The 11,136-nt window shown below is 67.2% G+C and carries 11 protein-coding genes; 10 read left to right on the forward strand and 1 reads right to left on the reverse strand.

The features are described 5' to 3' along the window. The 3 genes from gspD to gspF all read left to right on the forward strand — a co-directional run. Positions 1-2,261, forward strand: a 2,261-nt coding sequence (gene gspD, locus HV744_RS35225; RefSeq protein ID WP_175153878.1) for a type II secretion system secretin GspD, incomplete at its 5' end; no start/stop codon positions are given. Then, complete coding sequence (gene gspE, locus HV744_RS35230) at positions 2,258-3,835, forward strand: type II secretion system ATPase GspE (RefSeq protein ID WP_175153879.1); 1,578 nt, start codon at positions 2,258-2,260, stop codon at positions 3,833-3,835. The genes gspD and gspE, both read left to right, overlap by 4 nt. Positions 3,836-3,839: 4 nt before the next feature. Next, positions 3,840-5,057 (forward strand): type II secretion system inner membrane protein GspF, encoded by a 1,218-nt coding sequence (gene gspF / locus HV744_RS35235; RefSeq protein ID WP_175153880.1) that lies wholly within the window; start codon positions 3,840-3,842, stop codon positions 5,055-5,057. Between the two features lie 132 nt (positions 5,058-5,189). On the opposite strand, the gene HV744_RS35240 is transcribed toward gspF, so the two are convergent. After that, positions 5,190-5,603, reverse strand: coding sequence for a type II secretion system protein N (locus HV744_RS35240; protein ID WP_175153881.1), 414 nt, complete (start codon positions 5,601-5,603; stop codon positions 5,190-5,192). A 181-nt stretch (positions 5,604-5,784) separates the two neighbouring features. Between HV744_RS35240 and gspG the strand changes: the two genes are divergently transcribed. From gspG to HV744_RS35275, 7 genes are all read left to right on the forward strand, one after another. After that, on the forward strand, positions 5,785-6,249 hold the full coding sequence (gene gspG, locus HV744_RS35245; protein ID WP_175153882.1) for a type II secretion system major pseudopilin GspG: 465 nt from the start codon (positions 5,785-5,787) through the stop codon (positions 6,247-6,249). A gap of 140 nt (positions 6,250-6,389) precedes the next feature. Further along, a complete protein-coding gene (locus tag HV744_RS35250; RefSeq protein WP_175153883.1) occupies positions 6,390-6,962 on the forward strand; it encodes a GspH/FimT family pseudopilin in 573 nt (190 codons plus the stop codon). Position 6,963: 1 nt separating this feature from the next. Then, complete coding sequence (gspI, locus tag HV744_RS35255; protein WP_175153884.1) at positions 6,964-7,377, forward strand: type II secretion system minor pseudopilin GspI; 414 nt, start codon at positions 6,964-6,966, stop codon at positions 7,375-7,377. Further along, entirely contained in the window at positions 7,355-8,032 is a 678-nt protein-coding gene (locus HV744_RS35260; protein WP_175153885.1) for a PulJ/GspJ family protein, read from the forward strand. The genes gspI and HV744_RS35260 overlap by 23 nt, the downstream gene beginning before the upstream one ends. 1 nt (position 8,033) lies before the next feature. Continuing rightward, a complete protein-coding gene (gene gspK, locus HV744_RS35265) occupies positions 8,034-9,209 on the forward strand; it encodes a type II secretion system minor pseudopilin GspK (protein ID WP_175153886.1) in 1,176 nt (391 codons plus the stop codon). Between the two features lie 28 nt (positions 9,210-9,237). Then, positions 9,238-10,647 carry a type II secretion system protein GspL gene (gene gspL, locus HV744_RS35270; protein WP_175153887.1) on the forward strand — a complete coding sequence of 470 codons (1,410 nt, stop codon included), beginning with the start codon at positions 9,238-9,240 and terminating at the stop codon, positions 10,645-10,647. Beyond that, a partial coding sequence (locus HV744_RS35275) for a type II secretion system protein M (protein ID WP_175153888.1) occupies positions 10,644-11,136 on the forward strand: 493 nt, incomplete at its 3' end. The genes gspL and HV744_RS35275, both read left to right, overlap by 4 nt.

Raw genomic sequence — 11,136 nt, forward strand, 5'->3', positions numbered from 1 at the left:
CAGCACAGGCCCAGGTGACCCTCAACTTCGTGAACGCCGATATCGACCAGGTCGCCAGGGCGATCGGCGCGGCAACCGGCAAAACGATCATCGTCGACCCGCGTGTGAAGGGGCAGTTGAACCTGGTGTCGGAAAATGCGGTGCCTGAGGACCAGGCGCTGAAGACCCTGCAATCCGCGTTGCGCATGCAGGGTTTCGCGCTGGTGCAGGATCACGGCGTGCTGAAGGTCGTGCCCGAAGCCGACGCCAAGCTGCAGGGCGTGCCGACCTACGTCGGCAATGCGCCCGTCGCGCGCGGCGACCAGGTGGTCACGCAGGTGTTCGTGCTGAAGAATGAATCGGCCAACAACCTGCTGCCGGTGCTGCGTCCGCTGATCTCGCCGAACAATACCGTGGCGGCCTACCCGGCCAACAATACGATCGTCGTCACCGACTACGCCGACAACGTGCGGCGGATCGCGCAGATCATCGCGGGTGTGGACACCGCGGCGGGCCAGTCGGTTTCGGTGGTGCCGCTGAGGAATGCGAACGCGATCGACATCGCCGCACAACTGACCAAAATGCTCGACCCGGGCGCGATCGGCAGCACCGACGCGACACTGAAGGTGTCCATCACGGCCGACCCCCGCACCAACTCGCTGCTGATCCGCGCGTCGAACGGCGGCCGCCTCGCTGCGGCGAAGGAGCTGGCGAAGCAGCTCGACACGCCGACCACGATGCCTGGCAACATGCACGTCGTGCCGCTGCGCAACGCGGACGCGACGAGGCTCGCGAAGACCTTGCGCGGCATGCTCGGCAAAGGCGGCGAAAGCGGCACGTCGGGCGGCCCGAACGAAGCAAGTTCGTTCAACCAGGGCGGCGGCGGCTCGCTGGGCAGCAGTTCGACGGGCACCTCGGGTACGCCGCCGTTGCCGTCGGGCGGACTCAGCAGCAGTTCGATGTCCTCGCCGATGGGCGGCGGCGGCGCATACGGCTCGTCGGGTGGCGGCGCCGGTGCCGGCGGCCTGCTCGGCGGCGACAAGGACAAGGGCGACGAGAATCAGCCCGGCGGCATGATCCAGGCGGACTCCGCCACCAATTCGCTGATCATCACGGCGCCCGAGCCGGTGTACCGCAACCTGCGGGCGGTGATCGACCAGCTCGACGCGCGGCGCGCGCAGGTCTATATCGAGGCGCTGATCGTCGAGCTGAACTCGAACACGAATGCGAATCTCGGCATTCAGTGGCAGGTCGCGAACAGTTCGATCTATGCCGGCACCAACCTCGCGACCGGCTCCGGCAACAGCATCGTCAACCTGACGGCGGCGGCCGCGGCGGCCGGGGCGGCCGGGGCCACCGGCGGGCTCGGCACGGCGCTCGCCGCGCAGAATCTCCAGCAGGGTCTCAATGTCGGCTGGATCCGCAACATTTTCGGTGTGCAGGGACTCGGCGCGCTGCTGCAGGCGCTGTCGCAGACCGCCGACGCAAACGTGCTGTCCACGCCTAACCTGATCACGCTGGACAACGAGGAAGCCAAGATCGTCGTCGGTACGAACGTGCCGATCCAGACGGGTTCGTATTCGAACCTGACGAGCGGCGCCACGAGCGCGGCGTTCAATACCTTCGACCGCGTCGACGTGGGTCTGACGCTGCACGTCAAGCCGCAGATCACCGACGGCGGCATTCTCAAGCTGCAGCTCTACACCGAAGACTCGGCGATCGTGAACGGCACCACCAACGCGGTGACCAACCCGGCGGGCCCGCAGTTCACCAAGCGTTCGATCCAGTCGACCGTGCTCGCCGATAACGGCGAGATCATCGTGCTGGGCGGCCTGATGCAGGACAACTACCAGGTCAGCAACAGCAAGGTGCCGCTGCTCGGCGATATTCCGTGGATCGGCCAGCTGTTCCGCTCGGAGCAGAAGAACCGCAACAAGACCAACCTGATGGTGTTCCTGCGCCCCGTGATCATCACCGATCGCGATACCGCGCAGGCCGTGACGTCGAACCGCTACGACTACATCCAGGGCGTGCAGGGCGCGTACCGGTCGGATAACAACCTGATCAGGGACAAGGACGATCCGGTGGTGCCGCCGATGCCGCTCGGCCCCAGCCAGGGTGGCTCGCCCGCCATGAACCTGTTCGATCTCGACCAGATGCGTCGTCAACAGATGACGCGGCCGCCGGTCGTCGTACCCGCTCCGGTGAACAATGGCGCGGTGCAGACCAACCCGGTGCCGGCGACGTCGCCGTCCACCGCTTCCCCAGGAGCGCAGCCGTGAGTGTGCCGTCCACGCCGCTGTCAGGCCCGGCGTCGCCGGCAACGGTGCGTGCCGCTGTCGCCGCGCAGGCTGCGGCGCTTCCGCCAGCGGCTGTTGCCGAACAGGCCGGGCACGTCGAACGCGCCGCGCCCTCGCCGCTCGCCGCGCGGCTGGTGCCGTACGGCTTCGCCCGCAGCGGCCAGATTCTGGTCGCGCATCAGCATGCCGACAGCCTCGAAGTCTGGATCAGCGAACGCACCAGTGAAGCCGCGCTCGCCGAAGTCGCGCGCAACTTCGGCGCGGTGTCGGTCGTGCGGCTGGCCGCCGACGAACTCGCGCAGGCGATCAACCAGGCGTATGCGCGCCAGGACGGCAGCGCCGCGCAGGTGGTTGGCGAAGTGGAAGGCGAAGTCGACCTGTCGCGCCTGATGCAGGACATCCCCGAGGTCGAGGATCTGCTCGAATCCGAAGACGACGCGCCGATCATCCGCATGATCAACGCGCTGCTCACGCAGGCGGCGCGCGAACAGGCGTCGGATATTCACATCGAGCCGTTCGAGAATGCGTCGGTGGTGCGCTTTCGGGTCGACGGCACGCTGCGCGACGTGGTGCGGCCGAAGAAGGCGCTGCACGGCGCGCTGATCTCGCGGATCAAGATCATGGCGCAGCTCGACATCGCCGAGAAGCGTCTGCCGCAGGACGGGCGCATCACGCTGCGCGTCGGCGGCCGTCCGGTCGACGTGCGCGTGTCGACGCTGCCGACCGGTCACGGCGAACGCGCGGTGCTGCGTCTGCTGGAAAAAGACGCCTCGCGCCTGAACCTCGAAGCGCTCGGCATGGGCCCGGACACGCTCCGCAAATTCGACAAGCTGATCGGCAAGCCACACGGCATCGTGCTGGTGACCGGGCCGACCGGCTCGGGCAAGACGACCACGCTGTACGCGGCGATGTCGCGGCTCGAAACGGCGACCACCAACATCATGACGGTCGAAGACCCGATCGAATACGACCTCTCCGGCATCGGCCAGACACAGGTCAACGAGCGGATCGGCATGACCTTCGCACGCGCGCTGCGCTCGATTCTGCGGCAGGATCCGGACGTCATCATGATCGGTGAAATCCGCGACCTCGAAACCGCGCAGATCGCGGTGCAGGCGTCGCTGACCGGCCACCTCGTGCTGGCGACGCTGCACACGAACGATGCAGCCTCCGCGGTCACGCGTCTGACCGACATGGGCGTCGAGCCGTATCTGCTGGCGTCGTCGCTGCTTGGCGTGCTGGCGCAGCGGCTCGTGCGGCGGCTGTGCCCGGTGTGCCGCGAAGAGCGCACCGAAGCGGACGGCAGCGTGCGCTGGCATCCGGTCGGTTGCGACCGCTGCGCTCAGTCCGGTTATGCGGGACGGCGCGGCGTGTACGAACTGCTGCTGATCGACGACGCGATCCGTTCGCTGGTCCACCGCAATGCGGCCGATGCGGACATTCTCGCAGCGGGCCGCGAGCAAGGCATGCGCACGTTGCGCGAGGATGCGGACCGCTGGCTCGCGTCCGGGCTGACGTCGCTTGAAGAAGTGATTCGCGTGACGGGCGGAGCATAAGCGCATGCCGGCATTCCGTTTCGAAGCGATCGACGCGGCGGGCAAGGCGCAAAAAGGCGTGCTCGATGCGGACAGCGCGCGCGGCGCCCGCACCAATCTGCGCTCGCAAGGACTCACGCCGCTCGTCGTCGAGCCGGCGGCGTCGCGCACGCGCGGCGAGCGTAATCAGCGCCTGTCGCTGGGGCGGCGCTTGTCGCAGCGCGAGCAGGCGATCCTGACGCGCCAGCTGGCCAGTCTGCTGATCGCCGGTTTGCCGCTCGACGAAGCGCTCGCGGTGCTTACCGAACAGTCGGAGCGCGACTACATCCGCGAGTTGATGGCGTCGATTCGCGCCGAAGTGCTCGGCGGTCATTCGCTCGCCAACGCGCTGACGCAGCATCCGAAAGACTTCCCCGAAATTTACCGGGCACTGGTGGCCGCCGGTGAGCACACGGGCAAGCTCGGTCTGGTGCTGTCGCGCCTCGCCGACTACATCGAGCAACGCAACGCGCTGAAGCAGAAGATCGTGCTCGCGTTCACGTACCCGACCATCGTGACGATCATCGCGTTCGGCATCGTCACGTTTCTGTTGAGCTACGTGGTGCCGCAAGTGGTGAACGTGTTCGCCAGCACCAGGCAGCAACTGCCCATCCTCACCGTGATGATGATGGCGCTGTCCGGCTTCGTGCGGCACTGGTGGTGGGCGATGCTGGCCGGCGTCGCCGTGCTGGCGTATCTGGTGCGCTCGGTGCTGAAGCAGGCCGGCCCGCGCCTCGCGTTCGACCGCTGGCTGCTGGGCGCGCCGCTGCTCGGCAAACTCGTGCGCGGCTATAACACCGTGCGCTTTGCCAGCACGCTCGGCATTCTGACGGCCGCGGGCGTGCCGATCCTGCGCGCGTTGCAAGCCGCCGCCGAAACGCTCAGCAATAACGCGATGCGCGAGAACATCGACGACGCGATCGTGCGCGTGCGCGAAGGCACGTCGCTGTCGCGCGCGCTCGGTAATACGAAGACGTTTCCGCCGGTGCTGGTGCACCTGATCCGTTCGGGCGAAGCGACCGGCGACGTGACCACCATGCTCGACCGTGCGGCCGACGGCGAAGCGCGCGAACTGGAGCGTCGCACGATGTTCCTGACGAGCCTGCTGGAGCCGCTGCTGATTCTGGCGATGGGGGGCGTGGTGCTGGTGATCGTGCTGGCGGTGATGCTGCCGATCATCGAGTTGAACAACCTCGTGCAGTAACCCGGGGAAGCGAGCGGATTGCACGGCGTGGGCGTGACGGCTGCGATGGCCGCGCAATCGGTTAAGGCGGTTAAGCCGTTCGAAGCGGTTAAAGCAGCCACGCGCGCGCTGCGCGCGGCTTTTACTTTTGCCTTAGCGCACGTAGATCGTGGGACCGGCCGGGTTGGCGGGCAGGAAGACTTCGGAATGCGAGCCGTTGCGGTCGATGATGATCGAGCGGGCGCGCACTTCGGAGAGCCGGGCGCCCTGCATCAGCAGGCTGCCGATCGATACCGCATGCGGCGGTTCACCGCCCACGCTGACGATGGCCGCGGCACCCTTGCCCAAAGCGAGGATGCCGAACAGATGCACGTCCTGATTGGCGTTGCGCGTGAGCTGGCCGCCGAACAGCGTGGCGGCCTGGTCGGTCGAGACCTGCGCATGCGCGGCGGCGGCCGGCAACGGCGCACCGGACATGGTGGCGAGCGTGATGACCCAGTAGGTCAGCGTCGCGCAGAACACGGCGAACAGCGCGAGCGACAGAAGGCGGATTTGGATGGCGTTCATGCGCATTATTGTACGGACTATTGTGAAACTTGCGTTGGTGGAAAGCGCCCCGGCGTTTTCTCGCAACCCTTGAACTGCATGACATTAAAATGACCGGCCGGGCGTGTTCAATGGCAGCCTGATCGCTGACAGGCGAATCCCGCCCGGTCAGAAAATTCACCTGAAAAGAGGTAGCAAAGCTATGCAACTGTCGAGCACTCGCCGCACGGATATCGCGGGTTCGCGCAGCCGTCGTCAACGCGGTTTCACGCTGATTGAAATCATGGTCGTGATCGCGATTCTGGGCATTCTGGCCGCGTTGATCGTGCCGAAAATCATGAGCCGCCCGGACGAAGCGCGACGGGTCGCCGCCAGGCAGGACATCGGCACGGTGATGCAGGCGCTCAAGCTCTACCGTCTCGACAACGGCCGCTATCCGACTCAGGAGCAGGGCCTGCGCGCGCTGATCGAAAAGCCGGGTACCGATCCGGTGCCGAACAACTGGAAGGACGGCGGCTACCTCGAGCGTCTGCCGAGCGATCCGTGGGGCAATGCCTATCAGTATCTGAATCCGGGCGTGCATGGCGAGATCGACGTGTTCAGCTACGGCGCGGATGGCAAGGCCGGCGGCGAAGGCAATGACGCCGACATCGGCTCGTGGCAATAGGCGCGTTGCGCAAGCGTTGAGCTTCAGTTGACCTTCATGCACGCGACTGCTTTGCTGTGTGCCCCGCTTTCCGGCGAAGCCCGCGTGCGTTGTCGATTCATCGTTGTCTGATTTCTGGTTGATCGTGGGTGGCCGGCACTATGCGTATGTCCGCTTGCAAGTCCCGTGTGGACACTCCGTGTACGGCGTCCTCGCCGCGCGCGGCGTGCGCCGGCGCGCGTCGCGCGCGCGCGCATGCGCCGCGTGGTCCGCGTGGTCCGCGCCGCGCCGCGGGTTTCACGCTGCTCGAAATGATGGTCGTGCTCGTGATTGCCGGCCTGCTGGTGTCGTTGACCGCGCTGACGATGACGCGCAATCCGCGCACCGACCTGAACGAGGAAGCGCAGCGCCTCGCGCTGCTGTTCGAATCGGCCGGCGACGAAGCGCAGGTGCGCGCGCGGCCGATCGCGTGGCAACCGACCGAAGGCGGCTTCCGTTTCGACCAGCGTACCGAAGACGGCTGGCGTCCGCTGCGTGACGATCTGCTCGGGCCGCGTCAATGGGAAGGCGGCGTGAGCGGCGTGACGATCAGTTATCCGGGCTCGGATTCGCAGCCCAGCCGCATCGTCTTCGGCACCGAAGCGATCGACGTGCCGGTGCAGATCACGCTGTTTTCGGCGGCGGGGCGCGCGACGATCGTCGGCACCGGCAATGGCCGCTACGAGGTGCACTGAGATGCGTCGTTGCAGCAGGATCGCTCGCGAGCGTGCCACGCACACGCAGCGCGGTTTCACGATGATCGAAGTGCTGGTGGCGCTGGCGATCATCGCGGTGGCGCTGGCGGCGTCGTTGCGCGCGGTCGGCAGTCTCGCGAGCGGCGAAGCCGAGTTGCACCGGCGTTTGCTGGCCGGCTGGAGCGCGGACAATACGCTCGCGCAATTGCGTCTGACGCATGCGTGGCCGAACGTCGGCGAGACGAGTTTCGATTGCTCGCAGGGCAACTTGCAGTTGATCTGCACCGAGCATGTGACGGCGACGCCCAATCCGGTGTTCCGTCGTGTGGAAGTGAGGGTGACGATGCCTGGGGGTTCCGGCAATCTCGCCCAGATGGTCACGGTGGTCGCCAATGAAAACAACCGCTCGCTCTGAGCGCCGTCGCCGGTCGGGCGCGCGTGGCTTCACGCTGATCGAACTGCTGGTCGCGATTGCGATCCTGGCGGTGATCGCCGTGCTGTCGTGGCGCGGGCTCGACCAGATCATTCGCGGCCGCACGACCATCACGAACGCGATGGAAGAAGAGCGCGTCTTTGCCCAGGTGTTCGACCAGATGCGGATCGACGCACGCCAGGCCGCGTCCGACGACGAGTCCGGACAGGCGGCGATTTCGGTGTCCGGCAACACGTTGCAGATCGTGCGCCAGATGGTCTTGCCGGGAACGGCGCCGCGTCTGCAGGTGGTGCGCTACCAGATATCCAATGGACGCGTGATCCGGTACGCGTCGCCGCCGCTCGGCAATGCCGGCGATCTGCGGCGCGCGCTGCGCGGCAGCGAGGGCGAAGGCTGGACCGCGGTGCCGTTGATGGGCGGCGTCGGTTCGATCTCCGCGCGGCTTTACGTGCCGGGAGTCGGCTGGACCACGCAGATGAAAGACGTGCAGAGCGCGATTACCGGGGCCGACAACAATCTGAAGGTGCCGCAGCTGGGCAATGCGCCGCTGCCGCGCTCGGTGACCGGGCTGGAAGTGAGCGTCGGCGCGAGCTCGCTGGCGCGGCCCGTGACGCGGGTTTTTCTCGTCGGAGAATGAAATGAAATTCTCCTGGTCATCTTTGCGACGGTCTTCAGCTTCTTCGCTGCCGGTCGGGGCGCGTGCGGCGGCCCCTGTCCATGTCCGCGGCAAACCGACCAGGCGCCCTCCCTCGCGGGCGTACCAGCAAGGCGCGGCGATCATCAGCGCGCTGCTCGTCGTGGCGCTATCGGCGATCCTGGTCTCCGGCATGCTGTGGCGCCAGCAGGTCCAGATTCGCCGGATAGAAAACCAGCGCCTGCTCTCACAGGCTCAATGGGTCGCGCGCGGCGCGTTGGACTGGACGCGCCTGATCCTGCGCTCGGAGGGCGATACGTCGGCCGGCATCACCTACCTCGGCGGCCTGTGGGGCGTGCCGATCGCAAAGACGCGCCTGTCCGATTTTCTCGGCCAGATCGGCGAGGTCCGGGCCGAGCAAGGCGCGGCAACCTACCTGTCCGGTTCGATCGAAGACGCCCAGGCGAAATTCAATCTGCGCAATCTGGTCTCGAGCCCCGCGCCCGGTGTGATGCAGCTGGACACCGGGCAGATCGGCGCGTATCAGCGCCTGCTCGTGTCGCTCGGCGTGAACAGCCAGCTGGCAAAAAACACCGCGCTCCAGGTGCGCAACAGCCTCTCGCAATCGGCGACCCGCTTCCAGAGCGTCACGTCCCCCAGCGGCACGACGGCGACATCGCCCGTCCAGGGCGGCGCCACCGGCGGCAGCTTCACCAGCCAGCCCGGTCTCGAAGACGACGACAACCCGGCCGTCGCACCGCTGCAAATGACCAGCGTCGACGCGCTGCTCGATATTCCGGGCTACACGCCGGAGATGGTCGCGCGCTTGCGGCCCTTCGTCACCGTGCTGCCGACCGTCACCGCGGTCAACATGAATACGGCGTCGGCCGAAGTGATCGCGGCGGTCGTGCCGGGCATGAGTCTGTCGGCGGCGCAGGGTTTCGTCGCGAGCCGGCAGACGGTGTTTTTCCACAACGTCGGCGACGTGCAGCTCGCGTTGCGCGGCGCCGGGGTGCAGTCGGTCTCGATCGATCCGGGCCAGCTCGACGTCAACTCCAGCTACTTTTTGATCCACGGCCGCGTGCAGCACGAACGCGCCGAAGTGGACCGCACGACCCTCGTCTATCGCGATGCAATGACTCACACTACGCGTATCGTGCGGGTACAGGACCAGCTATGAACAACGCAATTCCCAGAGAGAGTGGCCTTTGAGCACGCTGATCGTTCTACTGCCGCCGCGTGATCCGGCGGTGCCATCGCAGGAATGGCAATTGCCGGAGCTGCCGTTCGTCCTGCTCGACAAGTCGGGCCGCACCCAGCGCGCCGGCCGCTCGGCGCTCGCGCTGCTGCCGCGCGCTGCGTCGACGGTACTGATGGTCGCCGCGCGCGACCTGCTGATGATGCCCACGACGCTGCCGCCGCTGCGCGGTCCGAAGCTGCGTCAGGCATTGCCGAATATCGTCGAAGATCAGCTGATCCAGGATCCGCAAACCTGTCATATCGCCGTCGATCCGCAGCCGCTGGCGGGCGGGCGGCAGTTGCTCGCGATCATCGACCGCGGCTGGTTCCGCTTCATCTGCGCAGCGTTTACCACCGCCGGCCACCGCAGCCTGCGCGCCGTGCCGGTCACGCGCTGCCTGCCGCAGGCCGGCGCGCCCGATACGCCCGCCGAAATAGCGGAACTGGTCAACGCAGGCGAGCCGGCGCTGGCGGGTTCGGCCAGCGTGGCGACGTCGCTGCCGGGCGTCGCGCCGGTGGTGGCGCCGGATGTCGCATCCGTGGTGCCGGTGGTGGCGGCCGTGCTTGGCGCGGTGGTTCAGACCGCGCCCGCGATGCTGCTGGAAGGCGTGGTCGACAGCGGCGTGCCGCGCGTCGAACTGGCGATTGCGCGTGGCGTGCAAGGCGAAGGGCTGGCGGTGCCGGCCGGCGCGGTGAACGCGACGCTCGGCGCGCTCGCCGGCGCGGCGTCCGTCTCGCTGTACATGCTGACCGAAGTGCCCGGCAATGAGCCGGGTCTGGCCGCGACCAGCCCGGCGCGGCTCGCGGCACACATCCACGGCGCGAGTCCGTTGCCGTTCGAGCAGCTCGCGCGGCGCGCGCTGGAGTGCCGCTTCGACCTGTGTCAGTTCGAGTTCGCGTCGCAGCCGTGGCGGCTCGATCGCGCGACGTTGCGGCGCTTGCGCCTGCCGGTGCTGCTGGCAATCGGCGCACTGGTGATCGCGATTGTCGGCGCGAACGTGCAGTGGCTGATGCTCGCGCGCCAACGCGACGCGATCAACACGCAGATGACCGAACTGCTCCTCAACACCTTCCCGAAGACGACCGTCGTGCTCGATGCGCCCGACCAGCTGTCGCGCCAGTTGCAGCAGTTGCGGGTGGCGGCGGGCGAACTGTCGCCGGACGATTTCCTGGCGCTGGCCGACGGCTTCGCGCGCTCGCTCGCGCCGGTGCCGGTCAATGGCCTCGCCGCGCTCGACTATCACGACCGGCGGCTCGACGTGACCTTCAAGCCCGAGGTCAAGCTCGACGCCGACTTTGCGAAGCGCCTCGCGCGCAACGGGCTGAGCGGCGCGATCGACAGCAATACCGGCAAGTGGACCATCAGGAACGGACAATGAAAGCTGAACTCGCTCAAACATGGGCCGGCTTCTGGGACCAGCGCACCGGGCGCGAAAAAAACATCATCACGTGGGGCGGCGGCGTGCTCGCCGTGGTGCTCGCGTGGTCGGTGCTGTGGGCGCCGGCGCAGGAAGGCCGCGCGCATCTGCGTGAATCGCTGCCTACCCTGCAGCGGCAGCTCGCGCAGATGACCGCGCAGGCGAACGAAGCGCGGGCGCTGTCGGCGGCGGCGCAAGGCGTCGCGCCGACCGGCGCGGCGCTGAAGGACGCCCTCACCGCGTCGCTCAGCGATCACGGTCTTGCCGCGACCCAGGTGCAGGTGGTCGGCAACGCGGTGCAGATCCAGATGAAGAATGCGTCGTTCCCGGCGTGGACGGCCTGGGTCGACGATGCGCGCAGGCAGTTCAAGGTGCAGATCGCCGAGGCGCATGTCACCGCGCTCAAGGACGACGGCCAGGTGGATCTGACGGCGTCGCTGCAGCCGGCGA

The sequence above is a fragment of the Paraburkholderia ultramafica genome (assembly GCF_902859915.1).
Classification (GTDB): domain Bacteria; phylum Pseudomonadota; class Gammaproteobacteria; order Burkholderiales; family Burkholderiaceae; genus Paraburkholderia; species Paraburkholderia ultramafica.

Coding starts and splice junctions, on each gene's coding strand:
- HV744_RS35240 (WP_175153881.1), bottom strand. CDS start 5,603: ATGAACGCCATCCAAATCCGCCTTCTGTCGCTCGCGCTGTTCGCCGTG.
- gspF (WP_175153880.1), top strand. CDS start 3,840: ATGCCGGCATTCCGTTTCGAAGCGATCGACGCGGCGGGCAAGGCGCAA.
- gspG (WP_175153882.1), top strand. CDS start 5,785: ATGCAACTGTCGAGCACTCGCCGCACGGATATCGCGGGTTCGCGCAGC.
- HV744_RS35250 (WP_175153883.1), top strand. CDS start 6,390: ATGCGTATGTCCGCTTGCAAGTCCCGTGTGGACACTCCGTGTACGGCG.
- HV744_RS35260 (WP_175153885.1), top strand. CDS start 7,355: ATGAAAACAACCGCTCGCTCTGAGCGCCGTCGCCGGTCGGGCGCGCGT.
- gspK (WP_175153886.1), top strand. CDS start 8,034: ATGAAATTCTCCTGGTCATCTTTGCGACGGTCTTCAGCTTCTTCGCTG.
- gspI (WP_175153884.1), top strand. CDS start 6,964: ATGCGTCGTTGCAGCAGGATCGCTCGCGAGCGTGCCACGCACACGCAG.